This is a genomic window from Neotamlana laminarinivorans, from assembly GCF_020523925.1.
Classification (GTDB): domain Bacteria; phylum Bacteroidota; class Bacteroidia; order Flavobacteriales; family Flavobacteriaceae; genus Neotamlana; species Neotamlana laminarinivorans.
Genome location: NZ_JAJAPW010000002.1, coordinates 135796 through 161826, shown reverse-complemented (window position 1 = coordinate 161826; position 26031 = coordinate 135796). Strand labels below are relative to the sequence as shown.

13 protein-coding genes are annotated in these 26031 nt (G+C 33.3%); 9 read left to right on the top strand and 4 right to left on the bottom strand.

The window, feature by feature from the left end; translation table 11 throughout:
* Nucleotides 1-10 precede the first annotated feature (10 nt).
* From LG649_RS04505 to LG649_RS04465, 9 genes are all read left to right on the top strand, one after another.
* Entirely contained in the window at nt 11-1285 is a 1275-nt protein-coding gene (locus tag LG649_RS04505) for an alginate export family protein (RefSeq protein WP_226541459.1), read from the top strand.
* Between the two features lie 168 nt (nt 1286-1453).
* Entirely contained in the window at nt 1454-2335 is an 882-nt protein-coding gene (locus tag LG649_RS04500) for a BPSS1187 family protein (RefSeq protein WP_226541457.1), read from the top strand.
* A 22-nt stretch (nt 2336-2357) separates the two neighbouring features.
* A complete protein-coding gene (locus LG649_RS04495; RefSeq protein ID WP_226541455.1) occupies nt 2358-3956 on the top strand; it encodes a sulfatase in 1599 nt (532 codons plus the stop codon).
* Between the two features lie 7 nt (nt 3957-3963).
* Nucleotides 3964-5532, top strand: a complete 1569-nt coding sequence (locus tag LG649_RS04490) for a sulfatase (protein WP_226541453.1) — start codon at nt 3964-3966, stop codon at nt 5530-5532.
* A 106-nt stretch (nt 5533-5638) separates the two neighbouring features.
* Nucleotides 5639-6334, top strand: a complete 696-nt coding sequence (locus tag LG649_RS04485; RefSeq protein ID WP_226541451.1) for an aspartate/glutamate racemase family protein — start codon at nt 5639-5641, stop codon at nt 6332-6334.
* Nucleotides 6335-6689: 355 nt separating this feature from the next.
* Nucleotides 6690-8933 carry a beta-glucosidase gene (locus tag LG649_RS04480; protein ID WP_226541449.1) on the top strand — a complete coding sequence of 748 codons (2244 nt, stop codon included), beginning with the start codon at nt 6690-6692 and terminating at the stop codon, nt 8931-8933.
* A gap of 16 nt (nt 8934-8949) precedes the next feature.
* Nucleotides 8950-9915: an SMP-30/gluconolactonase/LRE family protein gene (locus LG649_RS04475; RefSeq protein WP_226541447.1), complete on the top strand. Its 966-nt coding sequence runs from the start codon at nt 8950-8952 to the stop codon at nt 9913-9915.
* A 13-nt stretch (nt 9916-9928) separates the two neighbouring features.
* On the top strand, nt 9929-12178 hold the full coding sequence (locus LG649_RS04470; RefSeq protein ID WP_226541445.1) for a glycoside hydrolase family 3 N-terminal domain-containing protein: 2250 nt from the start codon (nt 9929-9931) through the stop codon (nt 12176-12178).
* A gap of 7 nt (nt 12179-12185) precedes the next feature.
* Nucleotides 12186-13529, top strand: coding sequence for a GntP family permease (locus LG649_RS04465; protein ID WP_226541437.1), 1344 nt, complete (start codon nt 12186-12188; stop codon nt 13527-13529).
* Here the strand turns inward: LG649_RS04465 and LG649_RS04460 are convergent.
* From LG649_RS04460 to LG649_RS04445, 4 genes are all read right to left on the bottom strand, one after another.
* Entirely contained in the window at nt 13518-16802 is a 3285-nt protein-coding gene (locus tag LG649_RS04460) for a VCBS repeat-containing protein (protein ID WP_226541435.1), read from the bottom strand. The two genes, LG649_RS04465 and LG649_RS04460, sit on opposite strands and share 12 nt — an antisense overlap.
* A 97-nt stretch (nt 16803-16899) precedes the next feature.
* Nucleotides 16900-18438: a RagB/SusD family nutrient uptake outer membrane protein gene (locus tag LG649_RS04455; RefSeq protein WP_226541433.1), complete on the bottom strand. Its 1539-nt coding sequence runs from the start codon at nt 18436-18438 to the stop codon at nt 16900-16902.
* A gap of 11 nt (nt 18439-18449) precedes the next feature.
* Nucleotides 18450-21497 carry a SusC/RagA family TonB-linked outer membrane protein gene (locus LG649_RS04450; RefSeq protein ID WP_226541431.1) on the bottom strand — a complete coding sequence of 1016 codons (3048 nt, stop codon included), beginning with the start codon at nt 21495-21497 and terminating at the stop codon, nt 18450-18452.
* A gap of 288 nt (nt 21498-21785) precedes the next feature.
* Nucleotides 21786-25937 (bottom strand): hybrid sensor histidine kinase/response regulator transcription factor, encoded by a 4152-nt coding sequence (locus tag LG649_RS04445; protein WP_226541429.1) that lies wholly within the window; start codon nt 25935-25937, stop codon nt 21786-21788.
* Nucleotides 25938-26031 lie beyond the last annotated feature (94 nt).

Sequence of the window (26031 nt, the reverse complement as noted above, 5' to 3'; positions counted from 1 at the left end):
TAATCAAAAAATGAAAAAACAAATAATAACTCTAGGACTATTATTTTTAGGTTGCTTGCAAGTAGCTAATGCACAATTTACCTTAGATGGTGAATTTAGGCCACGTACCGAATACCGCCATGGTTTTGGTAGCTTAATCGCAGATGAGGCAGAACCTGGTTACGGAATTTCAACAAGAATTAGATTAAATTCTGGCTACAAAACTGAAAAATATAAAGTATTTATTAGTTTACAAGATGTAATGGTATGGGGAGAAAATCGTCAGATTTTACCAGATGATGAAAATAACTCGTTTGCAGTATTTCAAGCTTGGGCAGAATTACAATTAGGAGGCGGATGGTCTACTAAATTAGGTCGCCAAGTTTTATCTTATGACGACCAACGCATACTTGGTGGTTTAGATTGGGCACAACAAGGCCGTAACCACGATGCCGCCCTAATTAAATACGCAAAAGAAGGATTTAAACTAGACTTTGCCTTTGCTTTTAATCAAGATTATGATAACCCTACAGGGTTTGTGTCTTCTGGTACAGAATATAACACAACAGGATTTTTCTCTTACAAAACCATGCAAATGTTACACTTAAGCAAGGCTTGGGATAAATTTTCAGGTAGCTTATTACTTATGAATAATGGTTTTCAAGAATATGAAGACGATGGTGTAACTGGAGATGGTACAAGTAGTTTATTAACACTTGGTACGCACTTAAAATATAACGCTGGTAAACTTGGTTTGGCTGCAAACGCTTATATTCAAACAGGTGACAGACAAAATGAAGTTGCGGTAAAAGGTGCATTCGACGTAAGTTTAGATGCAACTTTTAAAGCTTCAGATAAAGTAACTTTAGGTGCTGGTGTAGAAGTTATTAGTGGTAATGATGCAGATGCTGGCGAAACTGGTGCATTTTTCCCATTATATGGTACAAACCACAAGTTTAATGGGTTTATGGATTATTTCTACGTAGGTAATCATGCTAACTCAATTGGTTTAGTAGATATCCATGCTAGTGCTAATTTTAAATTAGGAAAAGGTTCTAGCTTGCTGGTAAAAGCTTTAAACTTTAGTGGTGAACAAGAAATTACAGATGGCGAGAAGGCATTAGGTACAGAATTAGATATTGTATTTAAAAAGGCATTTAAAGGTTATGCTTTAGTTGCTGGTTATTCACACATGTTTGCTGCAGACGGTATGTACGATTTAAAAGGTATTACAGAAGATGCTGCTTCTAGCACTCAAAACTGGGCTTGGGCTATGTTAGTTATTAAGCCTAAGTTTTTAAACTAAGCAGTTAAAAATTTTGGTGGTTAACTTTTTTTATTAAAGTTAATTTTATTGGTGAAAAAAAGGATCTCAACTTGAGGTCCTTTTTTGTTTTTATATAGTTTTAGTTGTCTATAAATTAATTGTAATTTACTTATAAGTTATATATTCATGATTTCTTAAAACTATTTTATGCTAAACCGACTCCTTATTATTCTTTGTGTATTATTTAATTCAAACCAGTTTTATGCACAATCTCTTGAAGAGGGTTATACAATTTTAAATGTAGAACCATCAAAAACCGATTCTAGAATTACAAATTCTAATACGCCGCATTTAATAATGTATAATCCTAAACCAAAACAAGGAAAACTATTATTGTTTATACCAGGAACTGGCGGTATTGCTACAAAAGGACCTAAGCAATTATTTGAGGTTGCTGTGCAGCAAGGGTATCATGTTATTAATTTATCTTATATCAATAGGCCTGCAGTTGCTCAAATTTGTAAAGGTGAAAATTTAGCAAATAACAGTAAATGTACCGAAGAATTTAGAACAAGAAGAATTTATGGTACAAATAAATTCGATTTTATAAATGATGCATCTTATGATGCTATTGAAAACCGATTAACTAAACTACTTATTTATCTTGCTGAAACTGATAAAAATACAAATTGGAGTGCTTATTTAGAAGATGGTAAACCAAAATGGAGCGAAATAGCGGTTTCTGGTCAGTCGCAAGGAGGTGGTATGGCTGCTTTTATTGCAAAAACAAAAAAGGTAGCTAGAGTAATAGATTTCTCTGGAGGTTGGGATTATTCAGCAAAAAATAAAATTGCCGATTGGTATTTTTACGAAAGCGTAACACCGTCGTATTTATGGTATGGGACTTATCATGCTACAGAGCCAAAGGCAAAGACTATTCATGAAACTTATGAGGCTTTAAATATTCCAAAAAATCATATATATGCGTTCGATTTACCAGTTCCTGAAGGTAAAAGAGGGCATTCCAATGGCGTGCGAAATATTGGGTATACACCACAATGGATTGAGCTGTTGGGTAGTGGATATTAGTTTTTAATAAATGAAAAGTTTTATGCAAAAACAATTTTATAATTTAAATTATTGGCTATTACTAGTTATTGCAATTAGTTTGGTGAGTTGTAAAAATGATAAAAAAGAAGAAATTCAAGAACGTATTGCTCATAAAAAACAACCAAATATTCTTTTCTTATCTATTGATGATTTAAGACCAGATTTAGGTGTTTATGGTAATACCGAAATTAAAACACCAAATATTGATGCTTTAGCAAAACAGTCTATGGTTATGCTAAATACGCATAGCCAGTCGGCAGTTTGTGCGCCTTCACGAGCCAGTACAATGTTAGGATATCGTCCAGATTCTACAAGAGTTTGGCATTTAGGCGATAAGTTTAGAGAAATAAACCCTAACGCCGTAACCATGCCACAATATTTTAAAAAAGCGGGTTATTACACGGTAAATATTGGGAAAATATTTCATAATTACATGCCCGATTCTGTGTCTTGGGACGAGCCAGATTTAAAGCCTTACCCATACAATACAAAGCTGTATAACAATCGAGATGCAGAAACCTATTACTACTCTGCAGAAGCTTTAGAAATTCAAAAACGAGATAGAGAAGCACTGTTAGAAAAGCGAAAAGGAAAAAAGATTTATGGTGATGGATGGAATCGTGGACCTGCAATTGAAAGTGCCGATGCGCCCGATTCATTGTATTACGATGCCATGCAAACCCAATTAGCATTACAAACCATAGATAAAATTAAGGATAAAAGCGAACCGTTTTTTCTTGGCTTAGGTTATTTTAGACCGCATTTACCATTTGTTGTGCCAAAAAAGTATTGGGATTTATATCCAAAAGGCTCTGTTTCTCCAGCGGCAAATCCAAAACTTCCAGAAAATGCACCTGTTATGGTGTCAAATTCAAATTACGAGCTACGTGCTTATAATCATCCACATAAAATTGGAAGACCCGAGGATGAACCTTTACCAGAAGATTATGCCGACACCCTGAAACGCGGCTATTTCGCAAGTGTAAGTTTTATTGATGCTTGCGTAGGGAAATTAATTGAAGGATTAAAAGAACGCGGACTTTACGAAAATACCATTATTGTGTTGTGGGGCGACCATGGTTGGAAACTAGGCGACCATAACGGATGGGGAAAAATGACTAATTTTTATATTGATACTCATGTGCCTTTAATAATAAAACAAGCTCATCAAAAAGAAGGAAAACGCATTGAAGCACTTACCGAACTTGTTGATATTTTTCCAACACTTTGCGACGTTTCAAACGTAGAAAAAGCTAATTATTTTCAAGGAACAAGTTTAACGCCTCTTTTTGAAAACCCTGAATTAGAATGGAAAGATGCCGTTTTTTCACAATTTCGAAGACGCGCTAAGGTATCAAAAGATGGTAACGAATACATGGGATATTCTATGCAAACTAAAACCTATCATTACATAGAATGGTATGCTTGGGATAATGAAGCCAAACAAAAAGGAAATTACGCTGCAACAGAACTGTATAATCATGATGTAGATCCAACCGAAACGGTTAATGTCGCCAATTATCCTGAATATAAAAAAGTAGTAGAAGAATTATCTGTAAAGCTTGCTGAGGGTTGGCGTTCTGCAGTTCCTAAAATTTAAAAAATAAATGAATTTAAAATTAATTAAACTAAGTGTTGTAGTACAATTTCTGGTAATTCTAGTTGCTTGTAATGGCGAAAAAAATGTAAAAGTAGAAGTTACTCAGGAAAATAATAAGCCAAACATTCTTTTTATTCCTATAGACGATTTACGGCCAGAATTAGGTTGCTACGGGAACGATTTGGTAATTTCGCCAAACATAGACAAGCTTGCAGAAAATGGTGTTGTTTTTAATAATGCGTATTGCCAGCAAGCGGTTTGTACACCTTCTAGAACCAGTTTGCTAACAGGCTTAAGACCAGATTCTACTCAAGTTTGGGATTTACGTACCCATTTTAGAACGTATTTACCTAATGTGGTCTCTTTACCTCAGTTTTTTAAAAACAATGGTTATTATACCGTAGGTTTAGGAAAAACGTTTCATAATACACTTCAAGATTCAATAGCATGGAACGAGTATTTGCATGTAGACGGATTTCCTTTTGATCCGGATGCCGTTTATGTAAATCACGATAATATTGTTGAGCAAAAAGAACTAGAATTAAAACGTTTAAAAAGTGGTAAAGCAAAGTTCGATAAATACGGTTTTATTTATTCTAAAACACGATCTAGCGAAATGGGAATTTCCGAAGACGATGCCTATTACGATGGTGCACAAACAACCCTGGCTATTAAAAAATTAAAGGCTTTAAAAAACAGTAAAACACCATTCTTTTTATCTGTTGGATTTTATAAACCGCATTTACCATTTAATGCGCCAAAAAAATATTGGGATTTATATAATAGAGATAAAATTCCGTTAGCAAACAATCAATACACACCAAAAGATAGTCCAGAGTTTTCGATTCATGGCGATGCCGAATTACGTGGTTATGTAGATGCTAAAAATAATTTACCAAAACCTAACGAGGCCCCTTGGGATGAAGATAAACAACGCGAATTAATACATGCATATTATGCCTGCGTTAGCTATATTGATGCTCAAGTGGGCAGGTTGTTAAATGAGCTTAATCAATTAGGTTTAGCAGAAAACACAATAGTTGTACTTTGGGGCGATCATGGATGGAAATTAGGCGAACATAATGGTTGGGGTAAGCAAACCAATTATGAAATAGATACGCGAGTGCCTTTAATTATTAGCGGAAACGGTGTAAAGTCAAAAGGAAAAACAAGTCATGCGTTAACAGAGTTTGTAGATGTTTACCCAACGCTATGCGATATGGCAGGTTTTAACGTGCCAGAACACCTTCAAGGTTTAAGTTTAAAACCTGTTTTAGAGGATTCTGAGGCTACAATAAAAGATGCTGCTTATAGTCAGTTTTTATTAGGAAGGTATGGGCCTCCAGAAGCTCGTAAGCAAGAACGAATGGGTTATACAGTTAGAACAGACAGGTATAGATATGTGGAATGGTACACATGGAATAAAAATAAAAATGTACCAGAACAACTTATTGCGAGAGAGCTTTTCGATCATGAAAACGATACTCAAGAAAATTATAATATTGTAAATAACCCAGAACAGGAAGTTTTAATAAAACAACTTTCAAATAAAATAAAAGAGGGATTTACTTTTTAATACAAGCTTTTTTATGTTTAAAAAATGTGTTTCTGTGCTTTTGTTTATAAATGTAGCGTTATTTGTAAGTTCAATAAATGCTCAAAAAAATCAATATAAAAATAAAATGAAAACATTAGGTTTAATTGGTGGTACATCATGGCATTCTACAATAGAATATTACAGTGCTATTAACCAATCTGTAAACGACCATTTTGGTAATAACACCAATCCGCCTTTGCTAGTTTACACACTTAACCAAGCTGAGGTACATCGTTTTCAAATAGAAAATAAATGGGATTCTATAGCGCATATGTTAACCCAAGGCGCTAAAAGTTTACGTAATGCTGGTGCCGAAGCTGTTATGTTTTGTGCAAATACTCCGCATAAAGTATACAATCAAGTTCAGGAACAGTTAGATTTTAAAGTGATTCATATAGCCGATGTTACCGCGCAGGCCATTCAAAAAAAAGGCATAAAAAAAGTATGTTTTATAGGTACTAAATATAGCATGCAAGAAACATTTATAAGCCAAAGATTAAAGGAAAATGGTTTAGATGTTTTAGTACCAGAATCCGAAAGTGTTATTAACGAATTACACCGAATAATTATAGAAGAACTCACTTATGGTGAGATTAAAGAAGAATCTAAAGCTTATGTTATAAGCGTTCTTAACGGTTTAATCGATAAAGGAGCCGAAGGTGTAATTCTAGGATGTACAGAGTTCCCTTTAATGATTTTTAAAGAGGATTTAAGCGTTCCTATTTTCGATACTACAAAAATTCACGCCATGTCTGGTGTAGAATATATTTTGGGAGAATAAACTTATTACTTTTTAATAGCTACGCAGATAATTTGTTGCTTCAATAAAATCTGTTAAAAAAAAGAAAACCTTAGTAAATAGCTAGGGTTTTTTTATTGGTTTTCTGTTAATACTAGTCATGTTAAAAACATCTAATAATCTTGTTAGTTCAGTAATGTGCAACACTTTTAGTACACATATATGTTAATTTATACATAGCATAATTTATGGCAACTCGCTAAATATGCCTTATGCAACAAATGTTTTATTAAGCGCTGTATTTGTTTTAAAGATATTTTTTAATTCTGAATAGTTTTATATCACTTTAACCAACTGAATTAAAGGAAAGCTTATTTTCTTAAACAAATTATTCTTTATGAAATTTAAACTCAAGTACATTAGTATACTATGTGGCATCGTTTTATTGGCATCTTGTAACACAAAGCCAAAAAATAAAATAGAAGAACCAACACAGAATATTGAAGCAAAAATAGATAGTATTTTACCACTTTTAACCTTGCAGGAAAAAGTAGATTTATGCCACGCCCAATCTAAATTTAGTACAAAAGGAGTAGAGCGTTTAGGAATACCCGAAATTTGGATGTCCGACGGTCCGCATGGTGTTAGAGCCGAAATAAGTTGGGATTCGTGGGATTACGCAGGTTGGACGAACGATTCAATTACCGCATTTCCGGCATTAACCTGTTTGGCGGCAACTTTTAACCCAGAATTAGCTGGCGAATACGGATTTAATTTAGGTGAAGAGGCTAGGTACAGAAAAAAAGATGTGCTTTTAGGTCCTGGAGTTAATATTTACAGAACACCATTTAATGGTAGAAATTTTGAATATTTAGGCGAAGATCCATTTTTAGCCTCAACATTAGTGGTGCCTTACATAAAAGGTGTTCAAAAAAATGGGGTTGCAGCTTGTGTTAAACATTATGCTTTAAACAATCAAGAGCATTGGCGCGATGTTGTTAATGTTGAGGTTAACGATAGAGCTTTACACGAAATTTATCTACCAGCATTTAAAGCAGCTGTTCAAGAGGCCAATGTTTGGGCTATAATGGGAGCTTATAATAAATTTCGAGGGCAATACACTACACATCACGAGCTATTAACTAACCAAATTTTAAAAGGAGATTGGAAATATGATGGTGTAGTAATTAGCGATTGGAGTTCTGCACACAGCACAATTGAAGCAGCTAATAATGGATTAGATATTGAAATGGGAACGGGAACAGATGGTTTAGGTTTTACAACAGAAAACCATTATTCCAAATACTTTTTAGCCGATCCTTTTCTTGAAAAACTTAAAAGTGGAGAGTTGTCAGAAGCGGTTTTAAACGATAAAGTTAAACGCGTATTAAGATTAAGGTACAGAACCAATTTAAGTAAAAACAGACCATTAGGAAAAGCAAATAATAAAGAGCATCATGAAATAGCTCGAAAAGTAGCTACAGAAGGAATAGTGCTACTTAAAAATGAAGATAATTTCTTTCCTATAAAAGATAAAACAGGATTAACCATTGCAGTAATTGGAGAAAATGCCACACGATCTATGACTGCAGGCGGAGGCTCATCAGAATTAAAACCTAAATTCGAAATATCTCCATTAGAAGGTATTAAAACGCGTTATAAAAACGCTACCGTTTTGCATACAATGGGTTATGAAACAGGGCGTTCGGAGTACGATGTAGTGCATCCGCCAACTTTAAATCAAGACTCATTAAAGGTTGAAGCCATTAAGCTCGCCAAAAAAGCAGATATTGTATTATTTGTTGGGGGTTTAAATAAAAGTCATTTACAAGATTGCGAGGGCGATGATAGGCAACAATATAATTTGCCATTTGGTCAAGAAGAACTTATTAACCAAATAGCTCAAGTAAATAAAAATTTAGGATTTATTTTACTTACAGGAAATGCTATTAAAATGCCCTGGTTAAACAATGTAAAAGGCTTGCTAGAGTCTTGGTATTTGGGTAGTATGGCGGGTTATGCCATTGCAGATGTAATTAGCGGAGATGTAAACCCATCTGGTAAGTTACCGTTTACAATACCTGTAAAAATAGAAGATAATGCGGCTCACTTTTTTGGATCCGAATCTTACCCAGGAATTCAAGATTCTCAAAACGACATTTCAAAAAACAATAAACCATCATTCACGCAAGAATATAAAGAAGGAATTTTAGTGGGGTATCGTTGGCACGATACAAAACATATAACACCACGCTATGCATTTGGTTATGGCTTGTCTTACACATCATTCAATATAGAAAATATTAATACAGATAATAATACTTATAATCAAAACGATGAAATCACCATTACTTGCGATGTTACAAATACTGGAGATGTTGCTGGCGCAGAAGTTATACAGGTTTACGTTGGTAAATTAAAATCTAAAATAGAGCGACCACTAAAGGAGTTGAAAGGTTTTGCTAAGGTTAATTTAGAAAAAGGAGCAAAACAATCTGTTTCTATAACTGTAGATGTTTCAAAGCTAAAATATTATAATGAATCAAAATCAGATTGGGATTTTGAAACAGGAGAGTATCAAATATATGTTGGTAATGCTTCAAATAATATTTCCAAAGCGCTTAAAGTAACTATCAATTAATATTTGTACACACACTATGAGTAAAAATATAATTATTGTTTTGCTTTTTTTTCTTTTTCAAGGCTGTAGATCACATAAAAAAGAAATAGTTGTAAGTGACAACCTTAAGGCAGAATTAGAATATAAAATACCAGCTCAATTAGGCGAAGGCGCTTTTTGGAACTATAAAACACAAGAATTGTATTGGATAGATATTGAATCTGAAACGTTTAATATTTACAATCCAACTACAAAAAACAATAAAGTATATAATACTAAAAGTAAAATAGGCAGTGTAGTTGCTATTAATGATATTGAAGCATTAATAGCGTCAGAGGATGGGGTGTATCGCTTAAACCTTAATTCGGGTGAGCGCACCCTTTTTTCTGACTTAAAAAAAGAGTTGGTTGGCAGTAGGTTAAACGATGGTAAATGCGATCCTTTTGGAAGGTTTTGGGTAGGCTCTATGCATTTTAAGCAAGAACAAGGAAAAGCTAATTTGTATATGATTAATGCTGAAGGTAAATCTGTTAAAAAGAAACAAAACGTAACCATTTCTAATGGTATAGTTTGGACTTCAGATAAAAAAACAATGTATTATATAGATACACCAACTTCAGAAATAAAAGCTTACGATTACAATAATAAAACAGGCGAAATTTCAAACGAAAGGGTTGTTGTAACTATTCCTTTAAAATTAGGATTTCCAGATGGTATGACCATAGATGAAGAAAACATGCTTTGGGTTGGCATGTGGAATGGTAATGCGGTAATTCGATTCAACCCAGATACAGGCGAAGTTTTACAAACAATAGAAGTTCCTGCGCACAATGTAACATCCTGTGCCTTTGGAGGCAAAAATTTGGATGTGCTTTACATAACCACGGCATCGGTTGATATGACTGATGAAGAACAAAAGCAATATCCGCTCGCTGGTTCAGTATTCAAAGTCGTTACTGGGGTAAAGGGTGTAAAGTCTTCATTCTTTAAAACCAATAACTAAACTAAATACTACCATGAAAAAAATCTTATGTATAATGCTGTGCGCTATGTTTTTTACTTGTGAAGAAAACAAAACAAAAACATCTCAAAATACTAAAGAAGACCAATTTATTAGCGAATTACTTTCTAAAATGACTTTAGAAGAAAAAATTGGTCAAACTAATTTACGTGGTACTTCCAGCAGAACAAAAATGTTACCAGCAGCATTAAAAGATGCAGTAAGAAAAGGAGAAATAGGAGCTTTTTTAAACGTAATGAATTTAGATTATGTGGACGAGCTTCAAAGAATAGCGGTTGAAGAAAGCCCAAATGGTATTCCTTTAATTTTTAGTAGAGATGTTATTCACGGTTTTAAAACTATTTTTCCAATTCCGTTGGGTATGGCGGCAAGTTGGGATGCTGAGGTAGCAAAAAAATCTTCTGAAATTGCAGCTTACGAAGCTTCGGCAGTAGGAATAAGGTGGACATTTGCGCCCATGCTCGATATTTCCAGAGACAGTCGTTGGGGAAGAATTGCCGAATCTCCTGGTGAAGATCCTTATTTAGCAAGTGTTTTAGGCAAAGCATATGTTGAAGGGTTTCAAGGTGAAGATTTAAGCGACTCTACTAAAATGGCTGCTTGTGCTAAACATTTTATAGGCTATGGTGCAGGCATAGGAGGTAGAGATTATAATACAGTAAATATGAGTGAGCCACTACTCAGGAACGTGTATTTGCCACCTTTTGAAGCGGCTTTAAATGCTGGAGCAGCAACGGTAATGACCTCATTTAATGAGGTTAATGGTATTCCAGCTTCAGGAAACGAATTTTTATTAAAACAAGTACTTAGGGAAGAGTTAGGTTTCGATGGGTTTGTGGTTAGCGATTGGGATTCAACTAAAGAAATGATAGCGCATGGTTTTGCTAAAAATAATAAACATGCTGCAGAATTATCGGCTGTTGCAGGAATGGATATGGAAATGACAAGTACATCTTATGAAAAACATCTAAAAGAATTAATTAATGAAGGAAAGGTTCCTGTAGCAGAACTAGATGCGTTTGTTAAAAATATACTTCGTATAAAATATAGATTAGGATTATTTAAAAATCCATATAGAAATAAAGATCACACAGGTAATTTTTATGCAGAAAATCATTTAAATGAAGCTAAAAAAGCCGCAATAAAAAGTACCGTTTTATTAAAAAATAACAATGCTATTTTACCTTTAAATGAAAATAAAAAAGTAGCAATTATTGGTCCTTTAGCCGATGCACCACATGAGCAATTAGGCACTTGGACTTTTGATGGCGAAAAAGAGCATACGGTTACTCCAGTAGATGTGTTTAAAGAAAAAAATTCAAGTTTTATATTCGAAAAAGGATTAACACACAGCAGAGATAAAACTAAAAAAGGATTTAAATCTGCAATTCAAGCAGCAAAACAAGCCGATGTAATTTTGTTTTTTGGTGGTGAGGAGGCTATTTTATCTGGTGAAGCACATAGTAGAGCAAATATTGATTTACCAGGAGTTCAAGAGGAATTGGTTAACGAATTATCAAAACTAGATAAACCTTTAGTTTTAGTAATTATGGCAGGACGACCAATTTCAATTTCAAATATTTTAGAAAAAACTGATGCTGTTCTTATGGCGTGGCATCCAGGAACTATGGGTGGTCCTGCTTTACACGATATTATTTATGGTGTGGCAGAACCTGAAGGTAGATTGCCTGTGTCGTGGCCAAAAACAGCAGGACAGTTGCCGTATTTTTACAATCATAAAAATACCGGAAGACCAGCTAGTGAAGACCAGTTTGTTGGAATAGATGATATTCCTATTCAGGCGTGGCAAAGTTCGTTGGGTAACGATTCTCATTATTTAGATGCCGGTTTTACGCCGCAGTTTCCGTTTGGTTATGGTTTAAGTTATTCAAAGTTTGAATATGAGAACTTATCCGTATCAAAGGATACTATCAATTTTAATGAAGATTTAACTGTAAAAATAACTATTACGAACACAGGAGACAGACCAAGTAAAGATATTGTTCAGCTATATATTCAAGATGTGGTTGGTAGTATTACAAGGCCAGTTAAAGAGTTAAAGCGTTTTAAGCATGTGTACTTAAAACCAGGAGAATCTGAAGAAGTGAGTTTTACTATTTCTTCTGAAGATTTAAAATTTGTGAATCATAAGTTAGTTAATGCTGCTGAAGCAGGCGACTTTAATATTTGGATTGGGCAACATGCGCTTAGTGGTTTAAAAGGTTCTTTTTACTTAAAACAGTAGTTAAGCTATGATAGATTATAATCTCATTCTAGCTGTATTTGCAGGCATTGCTATTTTATTGTTTTTAATTCTACGGTTAAAAATTCAAGCCTTTATAGCTTTACTCGTAGCTAGTATTGTTGTGGGTATTGTAGCAGGTATGAATCCTACAGACATTACAAAAACTATGCAAGAAGGCATGGCTAGTACTTTGGGTTTTGTAGCCATGGTTGTTGGGTTAGGAGCTATATTTGGTTCTATTTTAGAGTATTCTGGTGGTGCAGAAGCTTTAGCCAACTTTCTTTTGAAAAAATTTGGAGAAAAAAATGCATCATGGGCGTTGGTAATTACAGGTTTTTTTATTGCTATTCCTGTTTTTTTTGATGTGGCGTTTATTATTCTTGTTCCGTTAATTTATTCGTTACAACGAAAAACTAAAAAATCGATATTACTTTATGCTATTCCTTTATTGGCTGGTTTAGCAATTACACACGCCTATATCCCGCCAACTCCTGGGCCAGTTGCGGTTGCAGATATTTTGAAAGCCGATTTAGGATGGGTAATATTATTCGGGTTTGTAACGGGCATACCAACGGCAATAATTAGCGGGCCAATTTTTGCAAAATATATTTCAAAGAAAATTTATGTTGCTGCGCCAGAGGTTAGTCTTATTAAAAACGAAAACGAGAAATACCCAGCAGTTGGTTTAATTTTAGCAATTATTGGTATTCCTATTGTGCTAATTGTTGGTAATACAGTTTTAAATAGTCCGTTGTTTTCTAATAATGCTATTTCAAGTAATTTAAAGTTATGGTTAAAAATGCTTGGGCATCCTTTTACAGCTTTAATATTAGCGAATCTTATTGCGTGGTATTTATTAGGCATAAAACGAGGAGCAAAAAAAGAGGTTTTACTAAAACTTAGTACAAAATCTATGGAGGCTGCCGGAATTATTATTTTGTTAACTGGCGCTGGTGGTGTATTTAAACAAATGCTTGTAAATACAGGAACAGGAGAAATGTTAGCGGTTTATTTTGCCAATAAAGGCATTAGCGTTTTGTTTTTTGCGTTTTTAGCAGCTGTGGTAGTTCGTGTGTTACAAGGGTCTGCAACGGTTGCTATGATTACCGCAGCAGGAATAGTATCGCCATTATTAGCAGCTACAGTTTCTGAGATTGATAAAGCTTTGTTAGTTTTGGCTATTGCATCAGGAGCTTCAATTTTTTCTCATGTAAACGATAGTGGTTTTTGGTTAGTAAGTAAATATCTTGGCTTAAATGAAATGCAGACGTTTAAAAGCTGGACCATGATGATAACGATTATGGCTTTAGTAGGTTTTGTAACTATTTTTATTTTTTCTTTAATTTTTTAAAACCTCAATAGATTGTAAGTAATCGTTGTTTTTTGCGGCAAGAATATGTTTTTTGCTATTAATACTAATTTCTTTTAAATCTTTAACATCGCCACTTACATAAAATCCGCTTTCTGAAACAGGAATGCTTTTAAATTTCCCTTTTCCATTGCCTTTTAAAAACAAACCAAAACTGGCATCGTTTCTAGGGGTTTCTACTTCTGAATTATAAAGGTTTCCAGCTATGAGTGCGTCTAAATTTCCATCGTTATCATAATCATTAACCAAGATGCTGTTTATGCTAGAAAATTGAGCTTCAATAGGTAATTCGTGTGTAATAAATTTGCCGTCTTTATTTTCTAAATAAATACTAGCAAACGATTTTACTTGGTAGTGTAAAGCGTTTTCTAAGTTCTTTTTTCCGTAAACATCAATAAGTTTGGCTTGCGAAAATTCATCGTAATTTTTAAACTTTTGCTTAATTCCTGGGATTTGTTCAGACGAGCATTGTCTACCTCTAAGCGGATATTGTTCACCGTCATTGTAGTAGCTTAAAACAATGTCTTGTTTTTTATTGTTATCAAAATCATTTGCATAAATATCGAATGTTTCATCTTCAGTAGCTTTGTATTTATAGTTTAAACCGTTGTTGCCAACAATATAATCTATATCGCCATCGCCATCAAAATCACCTTGGTTAATGCTCCACCACCAACCAGTGGAGTTCGCATTTAAACCATAATTTTCAGACACATCTTTAAAAATACCTTCAGAATTCATAAAAATTTTAATTGGCATCCATTCGCCCACAATAATTATATCGTCCCAAGAATCGTTATTAAAATCTGTAATTATGGCGTTTGTAGCCATACCTAAATCTTTAAAAAATGGGGCAACTTGTTCAGTTTCATTTTCAAACTTAATCATTGAGTTTTCAGATACATTTTTTAATAAGTAACTAGATGTTGGTGTTGGGTATTTTCCTGAAACTTGTCTGCCTAAAACCAATACGTCTTTTTTGCCATCTTTGTTGTAATCTAACTCTAAAACTTTAGAACCACTGGAGTTAAATTTAGGCAAAGCATTTGTGTTTTTGGTAAAGTTGCCTTTGCCATTATTAGTGTATATTCTGTCTTGTAATAGGTTTGAGTTTTCGGCATATTCGTAACCACCACTAACTACGTATAAATCTAAGTCACCATCATTATCGGCATCAAAAAAGAGTGCTCCTAAATCTTCAGATAATTTGTCTTTTTCAACATCTGGAATGTTTTGTTTTACAAACTCTGTTTCGTTTTGTAAATATAAGCTGGCAGGTAAGCCAAAGGAGCCGCCAATAAAATAATCGTCCAATCCATCATTATTTACATCAGCAATGGCTAAAGCTGGACCAAGAGTTGACATTTTATGTGGTAAAAGCACTTGTTTGTCAAAATCGTTTATATCGTTTTCAATATGTTTATGAAAAACAATGTCTTTTGAAGTTGAAAATAACTTTTCATTAGAATTTGATTTTTTTACTTCTGAAGAATTAGCTTTTGAAAACTCTAAAGTTAATTCTTGGTTTGCCTTTACATTTTTAAGTGTTTGAATATTGCCATTATGCCAAACAACTTTTAAACTGTCAATTTTTGAAGCATTGCCCAAACCAAAGTGTAATTTGGGTGAAACCGAAGATTGAAACCCACGAGTTAAGGTTAGTTCTTGTACTTGAGTTGTATTTTGGTTGTATAAATAAATACGATTTCCTAAGCCAAATTTATTTGAAGTTTGCCCGTTAAACTTTATTTGTAAGTAGTTGTTTTGGTTACTTGTGTTTTCAAAAATTGAAGCTTCTTCATCAATGTTATTAATTATAATCTCTAAATCGCCATCGTTATCTAAATCGGCATAAGCAGCGCCGTTAGAAAACCCTTTATGTTCTATTCCCCAAGCTTTATTTGTTTTAGTAAATCTTAAATTTCCTGAATTTTTAAACATGAAGTTGTCTATTTTTTCAGAAGGAATCATTTTGGTTTTTTCTAACAGAGAATACTTGTCGTATTCTTGCTGTCCTATTTTTTTAAAGAAATCTTTATTGTTTACCTCTCGTCTTGTTCCGTTGGTAACAAAAAGGTCTTTAAGCCCATCGTTATCAAAATCGGCAATTAAAGGTCCCCAGCTCCAATCTGTTGATGAGGTTCCTGATAATCTGGAAATATTAGAAAATTTAGGAACTCCATTTTCTGAATACCCAGAGTTTAATTGTAAATTGTTTTGCATGTACTGGTAGTGAAAACCATAAAGTATAGTTTCGTAAAAAAGCCTTGGATTCATGCTGGCCATATTTGCTTTTTGGCGGCGGTTGTTATTAGAATCCATATCCACTTGAAAAATATCTAATAAACCATCGTTGTTTATATCGGCTACATCAATTCCCATTCCGTAAAAGGCCGTTTGGTTTGTGGCGTCTTTTATTACTTCGGTAAATGTACCATCATGATTATTAATGTATAAAAAGTCTGGAATGCTATAATCGTTTGATACATATAAGTCTTGCCAACCATCGTTATTAATATCTGAAGCAGAAATGCCTAAAGAGAAACTGTAGTTTTTAACACCAGCTTCTTGGGTAACATTAGTAAATGTATGGCCATCGTTTCTGTATAATTTATCTGATTCTTGCATGGTAACATGATCCATTCGGTTTTTATAAATCATGTTTGGAACCGATGTTTTAGATATAGGATAATTGGCTACATATAAATCTAAATCGCCATCATTATCGTAATCAAAAAAAGTAGCCTGTATAGAATTGGCAGAGTCGTTAATTTTATATTCTGAAGCTTTTTCTGTAAAGGTTAAATTTTTATTATTTATAAAAAGTTGGTTGTTTTTTACGCCATCTTTTCCTGCCACAGCGCAATAAATATCTAAATAGCCATCGTTATTAATATCGGCCATAGTAACGCCTGTATACCAACGATTATCTCCAGAAATTTTGGCTTTTAAGGTAATGTCCTCAAATTGTAAATTACCTTTATTTAAGTATAATTTATTGTTTGCTTGGTTACCTGTAAAAAAAATATCATCTAACCCGTCGTTATTAATATCTCCTACAGCTACGCCACTACCCATATAAATTGAGGGGTAAGTAAAATAGTTTAACGAATCGGTTTCTTGTAAATTATTACTAAAAGTAATGTTGGTTTCTTGTGGTGTTAATTTTTTAAATAATGTAGCATTAGTGATGTTATTATTTTTTGATTGACATCCAATAAATATTAATAAAAAAGGAAAGATAATTTTATGCATTACTTTAATTTTTACATTGAAACATAAAATAATATAGCAGTATGAAAAACTTCCATACTGCTAATATTAAACTAAAAACTAAACAAATTTTATAAGTTTAGTAACCAGGGTTTTGGTCGGCCTCGGTTAATTTTGAATTTTTATCTATTTCGTTAATTGGAATAGGAAATAAATCGTTTTTAGAGGTGTAACCAGTTCCTGCTAATTCGGTTGAGGCTCTTCCCCAACGTACTAAATCCCAGAAGCGTTGTCCTTCGTGTGCTAATTCTAAGAATTTTTCGTTTACTATAGCATCAAATAAATCGTCACCAGCTAAGGTTGCACTAATATCTGCTAAACCAGCTCTATTTCTAATTTTATTTAATTCTGTTCTTGCCTCGGCATCTTGTCCATTTTGGTTATAAGCTTCGGCTGCTAATAATAATACTTCGGCATAACGGAATAATCTAAAATTAGTGCTGTAGTTTAGTTCTTTAACACCATCAGGACTTGTGTCTTCGTCTTTAGTGGCGTATTTTATTCTTATAGAACCTTCGTAATCCCAAATTTCACCTCCGGTAGCAGCTGTAGCATCAACAGAGCCACCTGCAGCAATAAGTTCTTCCTCAGTCATCAATGTTGCTGCTTTTCTATTTACGTCTCCGGCTGTATCAAAGGCATTAGCAAGTTTTTCGGTTGGTAAATTAAAACCCCAGCCGTTAATTAAATTAGTTCCAGTAAGATCGAAAATACCATCACCACGAGGCCCCATAAGTTGAATGTGTAGGTTGCTTTCGTTACGGCCTCCCCATTCTAAATTACCCCAGTCTCTTCCTGATGTTGAAATAAATCCTATTTCTACTAAAGACTCTATACCAAATTCATTATTTATACTCCAAACATCTTCAGGGTTAGTTTCTAAATCGTGAGATGGATTAGCAATCACACTCTCGAAGTACGGTATGGCTTCATCATACTTTTCTTGAAATACTAATACTTTTCCCATTAGAGCTTCTGCAGCACCAGAGGATACTCTAAAATAATCGGTAGCAGATTTGTCTTGTAAATCTGAAATAGCATCAATTAAATCGCTTTCTATTTGTGCATAAATTTCGGTTTGAGACGTTTTTTCAATTCCAAAATCTTCTGCATCTTCAAGAATTGTAAGTCTTAAAGGGATGTCTCCGAACATGGTTGTTAATTCAAAGTAACACCAAGCTCTAAAAAATTTAGCTTCTGCAATTACGCGATCTTTATTACTTAAATCACTGTCTTGAATGTTTTCAATTACAATGTTTGAAAGTGCAATAGTTCTGTAAAACAAATCCCAAATACTTGTTATAGAGGCGTTAGATGATACTACATCTGTATAATCGTCAATATCTTGTAATTGTTGTTGGTCGCCAGAGTTTCCGCCTGCTGCGTTAGCATCGTCGCCTGGTAAAAGTTTTACGAAAAAGGCGCTATGCCAATCTCTACTGTAATTGTATTGCATTAAATCGTAAATACCAATTAAAGCTTCTTCTACATTGCTTTCGTCTTGGAAAAACGTATCTATATCTTCAACTCCAAAAGCGGGGTTTGTTGTAAAATCGTCGTTACATGATAGTATTCCTAAAAAACAGATGGAAATACATGTTAATATTGTTTTTTTCATAATTTTCCTTTTTAAAATAAGTTTAGTGATAAGCCTAGTATAGCTCTTGCTGCGGTTGGGTAAAACCCTCGATCTATACCAACGGAGTTAAAAGAAAAGTTACCAATTTCGGGGTCTAAACCTTTGTATTTTGTAAATGTAAAGTAGTCGTCTAGAGATACGTAAACTCTTAAGTTTTTAAGTTTAGAGTTTTGAATTATGTGCTGAGGTAATGTATAACCAAGTTGAATTTGTTTTATACGCATATACGAGCCGTCTTCTACAACTAAATCTGTGTCGTAAGAACTTATTACATGTTCAGCGCCAGGTAAACTTGCGTTATCGCCCGCTTGTTGCCATCTGTCGGTATAAAAATGTAATGGCTTATTCGTAATAGGTCTGGATGGTTGGTGGTAGGTAGCCATAATATCGTTACCTAATGTGCCTTGAAATTGCAAATTAAAATCTAAGGCTTTATATCCTAAGGCAATGTTGCCACCAAAAAGCACATCTGGATGTGGTGTGCCTATAAATGTTTTGTCTAGGTTGTTTACAGTACCATTACCATCGTTATCTACTAAAATAACTTCTCCTGTATTTGGGTCTATACCATCGGTTTTGTAACCATAAAAATACCATGCGGGTAAGCCCTCTGTAAAACGTGTTACGCCATCAGGATTTTGTGGAGCACTAGCCCCAACTAATGAAGTGCCTTCGGGAACAAGCTTAATTTCTTTTACTTCGTTTTTAAGTGTTGAAAGGTTTAAGTTAATATCGTAGGTGAACCCTTTGCTATTAGAATCGGAGTAACCTATTTCAAACTCGAACCCACTATTTTCAATTGTTCCTCCATTAAAAGCTTCAAAGTTAAAACCTGCAGAACCTGGTGTTATTAAACTTCCATCTGAAACTAGTAAGTCTCTTGTGGTTTTTATATAATAATCTGTTGAAAAACGCAGTCTGTTGTTAAAGGCTTTAATATCTATACCAAGGTCTAGTTGTTCTGATGTTTCCCAAACTAAATTAGAGTTTCCGTAACCGGTAATTTGGGCACCATTGTTGCCTTCGTAAACAATGTCTTGATTTAAGTAACCTTCACCAATTAGTGTTATACCAGTAATATCTGAATTTCCAGGCAAGTTAGCCTTACTACCATTTTGCCCCCAGCTAGCTCTTAGTTTTAAGTAACTTATTTTAGAGTCTTCGTTCCAGAAATCTTCGTTAGATACTACCCAACCAGCAGAAAATGCAGGGAAATAACCTGTTTTGTTTTCTGAAGGGAATTTATCTGATGTGTCTGCTCTATATGAAGCTTCAAAAAGATATTTATCGTTAAAGTTATAAGATAATCTTCCGTAAAAAGATGCTAAATTATCTAAATAAGGAAATGCATTATATTCTATTTGCCCCGGTAGCGAGTTGTCGTAAAAATCGAATCCAGTAAAATCTTCTACAGGAATAGAGAATGTTCTTGAAATGATGGTATTGGTATCTGAATCTTCAGCAGAATAACCAACTAAGGCTTTAAAATTATGATTACCAAATGATTTGGTGTATGTGGCAAAGTTTTCCCATAACCAACGTCTATTTCTTAATCTGGTTTGCGACCCTGTATAAGAGGTGTTCGCTGCCTCTGAACTTACATAATAAGGGTTAACTGTATTACGATTATCTGTATTACCACGCTCGTAACCATAACGCGTAGTTAACTCTAAACCTTCAATAGGTTTTAAGGTTAAATACACTGTTGATAAAAACTGAGACCCAATAAAGTTTGAAATGTTTAATTCGTTAGCGTAAGCCACAGGATTTATAACCTCTCCTGTTGAAAAACTTGGATAACCATATACACGGCCATTACCATCTGTAATTAAAGGTACATTATTGTCATTAGATCTATCAATTACATCTTGAGGAACTTCTCCCTCATTATAAAAAACAGGTGTTAGCGGGTCTATAATTAACATGTTTTGAATAACTCCTCGAGTATCACTATTTTCAGCAATACCAAATCTATCTCTAGATGATAACGACATGTTACCGCCCACTTCCATCCAATCAGCTAATTGAGACTTTAAGTTAAGTCGCATTGTTGTACGATTAAAAGATGAATTATCTCCGGCTACAACACCGTCTTGTTTTAAGTTTGATGCAGAAAAATAAAATGAATGTTTGTTTGTGTCTGTGGCTCCAGAAACATTCACATCAAATCGTCGTGTTGGTGCGCTAGAGAATGTTTCGTTAATCCAGTTTGTATTATAACCATTGTCTTCAACCGAAGTTATGCCTGCTTCATTCATGTATTCAACAAACTGAGAAGCATTCATTAGTTCCATATCTGTATTAACCCATTGAGTGCCTAGTTGTGTGTTAAAACCAACTTTTATACCGCCTGTTCTCCCTCGTTTGGTAGTTATAATTACAACACCATTTGCACCTTCTGTACCGTAAATAGCTGCAGAAGCGGCATCTTTTAAAATTTCCATATTAGCAATATCGCCAGGAGCAATATCTACTATAGATGAAGTTTTCATGCCATCTACAATATATAAAGGCCCAGAGCTACCGCTTGAACCTGTACCACGAATTCTAATTTGTGCACCAGAACCTGGTGCTCCAGACGACGACATTACGGTTACACCTGAGGTACGACCTTGTAAAACTTGCTCCACACGTTGGTTTGATGCGCTTTCAATAGCTTTGGTATCTACACTAGATATAGCTCCGGTGAGTAAGCTCTTTTTCTTAGTTCCGTAGCCAACAACAACAACTTCGTCAAGCTCCGAGGTATCTTCATTTAAAATAATATTTAATGAATCTTGACCATTGTAGGTGAGTTCTTTAGTTTGATAACCTAAGTATGAAAATACTAAAATGTTACCATTACTAATTGATACTTCAAATTTCCCATCAAAATCAGTAACTGTTCCGTTATTAGAATTTTTGATGAGTACATTTACTCCTGGTATAGGTACACCTACATTGTCTGTAACTGTTCCAGAAACCGATTGTGCATAAGCAATACTTTCTATAATAATAAATAAAGGCAGTATTAACTTTTTAAGTAATCTGTTTTTCATAAAGTTTAGTTAGTTTTAAATTATTTGTTTTAGTTAAAAAACATAGGTTATAAGAAACAATAAAAGCGCTATAATACAGATTATTAATAGTACTTCTCCTGCTCGCTTATACCTATTAGTTTTTAACATGGTACTACAAATGTTATAAAAAAATTAAACTAAAATTAACATGCATAGTGCAAGTATTAGAAATTTTGAAGCAAACCTTATTAAATTTTATGTTTTGCTACATTTGTAACATTTGGTGCAACAAGTATTATAAAGTTTAACTTGTAGTTTATTAACTTTTTAAGCGTTGTATTGTGTTTTAATTTCTGTTGGCAGAACACCAAAATGATTTTTAAAACATTTTGTAAAATACGAGTGCGATGAAAACCCTGTAGCATAGCAAACCTTGCTTATGTTTGTTTCTCCTAATTCAAGAATTTGTTTGGCTTTTTGAAGCCTTATATTTCTTAAAAATTCGGTTGCCGTCTGGTTTGTAAGTGCTTTTATTTTTCTGTAGAATTGACTTCGGCTTAGGTTTAAGTGTGTTGCAAGTGCTTCAACATTTAAATTAGGATCACTTATATTTTCATTTATATGATTTAAAACTTTTTCTATAAACTCTTTATCTATGGGTGGTGTGTTTGTGTTTTTTGGTAGTTCGCTAATTACACTAAAATATTTATTAAAAATTAATTGTCTGCTGGTTATTAATTGTGATAACCTGAGTTTTAATAAACGAATATTAAATGGTTTTACCATATAAGCATCTGCTCCGGTTTCAATGCCTTCAATTCTGTCGTCTATTTTCGCTTTGGCAGTAAGCATTAAAATAGGTATGTGGCTTGTACTTAAATCGCTTTTTAGTTGTTTGCAAAACTCTAAGCCATCAATTTCAGGCATTACAACATCAGTTATTATTACATCGGGAAAGGCTTCTTTTGCAATTTTAATACCTTCTTTACCATTGGCGGCCACTAATACTTTATGTTGACTGCTAAGTTCTAGTTTTAAATAATCTCTTAGTTCGGTGTTGTCTTCAACAATTAAAACTGTATGAATTTTATTTTCTGATTCAATTTCATTTATGTCTTCTTGAATGTTTACAGATGGAACATACGAGAATTCATCTTTTTTAAGGTATTCTGAAGCTTCATTAAGCACTATTTGGTCGTCGCTAAAATGACTGTTACCTGCTGGAAATAAAATTTTAAAAGAAGTGCCAACGCCAATTTCGCTGCTTACTTTAATTTTACCTTTATGTAATTTAACGAAGCTTTGTACAACTTCTAAACCTATTCCTGTTCCTCCAATGTAAGATTTGGTTTGTCTTTCAACTTGATAAAAACGATCGAAAATTTTATTTACTTCTTCTTTTTCTAAACCAGGACCGCTATCTGAAATTATAATTTCTACCGCTTTCACTGTTGTTTTATCGGTAACCAAAGGTAGTAAGTAAGGTTGTTCTGTGGCAAGTAAATCTATATTAATTACACCACCACTAGGTGTTATTTTAACGGCATTAGAGAGTAGGTTAAATATTATTTTTTCAAGCATTTCTAAATCTGCCCACACGCATATATTTGGGTTATCGGCATCCACACTAATAATAATATTTTTACTTTTAGTTTCTTCTTCAAAATAACCAACAATATTTTTTGTAAAATCTATTAGCTTTATTTTACGCGCTTTAACTTTAATTTTATTAAACTCTAGTTTTCTAAAATCCATAAGTTCGTTAATTAGTCTGTAAAGCCTATCTGTGTTTTTATTAATTATGGCGTGCTTATGTTTAACATGTTCTGGTAGGTTTAATTTTGTATCATGAATTATGGCTTTTAACGGATTCATGATTAAGGTTAATGGAGTTCTAAATTCGTGAGAAATATTTGTAAAGAATTGTATTTTCTTTTTGTTTAGTTCGTCTTGTTGTTGCCTTTGTATACGCTCGTTTTTTATAAGTTCTTTTTCTTTTATTCTGCTTTGGGTTAATCTATTTAATAAATAAAAACTTGATATAATAAGTGTAATATAACCCATTATAGCCCAGTTTGTTTTCCACCATGGAGGTAGAATTTTTACATGAAGTTGCAATGGTTCTTGGTTCCAAACGCCATCGTTGTTTGAGGCTTTTAGTTTAAAAATATAGTTGCCGTGATCTAGATTTGTGTATGTTGCACTTCGTTTTTGCCCAACGTAATTCCAATTTGTTTCGTAGCCTTCAAGGTAGTAAGCATAGTTGTTTTTTTCGGGCCTAGTGTAGTTTAAACCTGCGTATTCAATTGTAAAAACAGATTGTGTGTTGGTTAAAGTAATACTATCTGTTTCTGTAATAACTTTAGTTAATGGTGATTTGTTTTGGTTAGGAGTTACGGTTTCGTTAAATAGTTTAAAATCTGTTAAATGTAGAGTGGGTACATTATTATTAAACTGTAATTTTTTTGGATTGAAATAATCGATACCTCTATAGTTTCCAAAATATAAGGTGCCATCTTTGTCTTTTAGTGCAGCACCAAAGTTAAAATCGTTGGATAGTAAGCCATCGTTGTATGTATAGTTGGTAAATTCATTTTTTTCAATGTTTATTTTAGTTAATCCGGAGTTACCGCTTATCCAGATATAATGATCATCATCTTCAATAATAGATGCTACATTTTCTTCAACTAAACCATTAGATTTATTGTACCATTTAAAGGTATTGTTTGTTTTGTTATATAAACATATTCCGGCACCTCTTGTGCCAATCCATATATTTTGTTTAGAATCTTCAAATAAACTTAAAACGTAATTTGCATCAATAGAGTTGTTAAATACTTTGTTTATTTTTTCAGACAAAGCTAGGACTTGTTTTATAGAAGAGCCGTTTCTTTCAACTTTAAATAAGCCATCTGTAGTAGCTAGCCATTGGTTGTTATCAGAGTCTAAAAATATTTTTAAAATATTAGCACTACTTATACCGTGTTTTATGAAAGCATCAGGCTGGAAATTGACGATTTCTTTTGTTTCTGGATTAAAAATATGAATACCGCTGTAAAACGTTCCTATGTTAATATTACCGTTAGTGTCTTCAGAAAAGTTCATGATAATATTAGATTTTAATCCTGAGTTTTCTTTGTTGTAGTTTATGAATTTTCTTGAGCCTTTTCCTAAAAAAAATACGCCTTTGTCCCAGCTACCTGCCCAAATATTGTTTTGAGAATCTTTAAAAATAGATATAATGTAATTTGATGTTAAGCCAGAATAATAATTAGTGTCTGTAGTGTTTATGTGGTTTATTTTTTGGGTTAAGGTATTGTAAATATCTATGCCGCCTCCATCGGTTGCTATCCATAAATTGTTGTTGGAATCATTTACAATGCCCATTACAGAGTTGGTTTTTAGTGAGTTGTTGTTGTTGGGAATGCTGGTGATGTCTTTAAACTTATCGAAAAGTTTATCGCTAATGGCCACACCGCTATTGTAATAACCCATCCAGATTCTATCGTTTTTATCTATAAAAAGTTTCCATATAGAATTATGTAAAATATTATTGTTTTTAGAGCTGCTTTTTAAATGTTTAATGACGCTATTGTTTTTATTTAAATGAATAAAACCATCATTTTCAGTACCAATAATTATGCTATTGTCTGGTAATTGAGCAATAGACATTATTTTATTTTGTGTACAATTAACAGGTATAACTTTTGCGATATTTTTGTGTTCGTTTAATATACATTTATAAATGCCTTTACCAGATTGAAAACCAACCCAAAGGTTTTGGTTGGCATCAACAAAAAGTTTTGAAATTTCACTTTTAAAATCTTCTTGGTTTTGTGAAGCATTTTCAATGTCAATAAGTTTGTTGGAGGTAACATCTATTTCCTTTAATCCAAAATTGGTGGCTACATAAATTTTATTATTTCCAGCGTGTGATAAACTGTTTATTTTTAGTTTTTTACTTTGTTTATAATAAGTAGAATTTACAATTTTTGTTACATTAAAAGTGCTTGTGTTTACTTTGTAAATACCGTATCCAACAGTACCAACATATAAATTATTTGAGGCATCATGTGTAATAGAACTTATAATGTCTTTATTGGGGTTGTTGGTGTTTAAAACAATTCTTTTAAAATTGTCTTGTTTGTTATTGTATATATTTAAACCATTTTCGGTACCAACCCATAATTTTTTATTGGAGTCTATAAAACTACATGAAACTCTGCTGCTACTTAAAGATGTAGAGTCGTTTAAAACATGTTTGTAAGGAATGTAATCTATACCATTAAATTTGTATAAACCGGTAGAGTTTGTAGCAATCCAAATAAAATCGTTGTGGTCTTGAATAATATCAGTAACTCCAGCTTTTGGAATGCCTTCTTTTATACTTACAAAATTAAAATTTTGGTAAGTATTTTGCGCCCAAGAAAAGTTTAAATTAATAATTAGTAATATAAGTGCACGCTGTAAGTGGTTCATACAAAAGCGAATTAGTTTAGTTAGTTGATTAAAGATAAAAATAATTATTATTAAATCTTGAATTTGGTACTTTTGATGCATGCATTACAAGTTA

Excerpts from the sequence above, each read along its gene's own strand:
- LG649_RS04505 (WP_226541459.1), top strand. The coding sequence starts at position 11 with ATGAAAAAACAAATAATAACTCTAGGACTATTATTTTTAGGTTGCTTG.
- LG649_RS04500 (WP_226541457.1), top strand. The coding sequence starts at position 1,454 with ATGCTAAACCGACTCCTTATTATTCTTTGTGTATTATTTAATTCAAAC.
- LG649_RS04495 (WP_226541455.1), top strand. The coding sequence starts at position 2,358 with ATGCAAAAACAATTTTATAATTTAAATTATTGGCTATTACTAGTTATT.
- LG649_RS04490 (WP_226541453.1), top strand. The coding sequence starts at position 3,964 with ATGAATTTAAAATTAATTAAACTAAGTGTTGTAGTACAATTTCTGGTA.
- LG649_RS04485 (WP_226541451.1), top strand. The coding sequence starts at position 5,639 with ATGAAAACATTAGGTTTAATTGGTGGTACATCATGGCATTCTACAATA.
- LG649_RS04480 (WP_226541449.1), top strand. The coding sequence starts at position 6,690 with ATGAAATTTAAACTCAAGTACATTAGTATACTATGTGGCATCGTTTTA.
- LG649_RS04475 (WP_226541447.1), top strand. The coding sequence starts at position 8,950 with ATGAGTAAAAATATAATTATTGTTTTGCTTTTTTTTCTTTTTCAAGGC.
- LG649_RS04470 (WP_226541445.1), top strand. The coding sequence starts at position 9,929 with ATGAAAAAAATCTTATGTATAATGCTGTGCGCTATGTTTTTTACTTGT.
- LG649_RS04465 (WP_226541437.1), top strand. The coding sequence starts at position 12,186 with ATGATAGATTATAATCTCATTCTAGCTGTATTTGCAGGCATTGCTATT.
- LG649_RS04460 (WP_226541435.1), bottom strand. The coding sequence starts at position 16,802 with ATGCATAAAATTATCTTTCCTTTTTTATTAATATTTATTGGATGTCAA.
- LG649_RS04455 (WP_226541433.1), bottom strand. The coding sequence starts at position 18,438 with ATGAAAAAAACAATATTAACATGTATTTCCATCTGTTTTTTAGGAATA.
- LG649_RS04450 (WP_226541431.1), bottom strand. The coding sequence starts at position 21,497 with ATGAAAAACAGATTACTTAAAAAGTTAATACTGCCTTTATTTATTATT.
- LG649_RS04445 (WP_226541429.1), bottom strand. The coding sequence starts at position 25,937 with ATGAACCACTTACAGCGTGCACTTATATTACTAATTATTAATTTAAAC.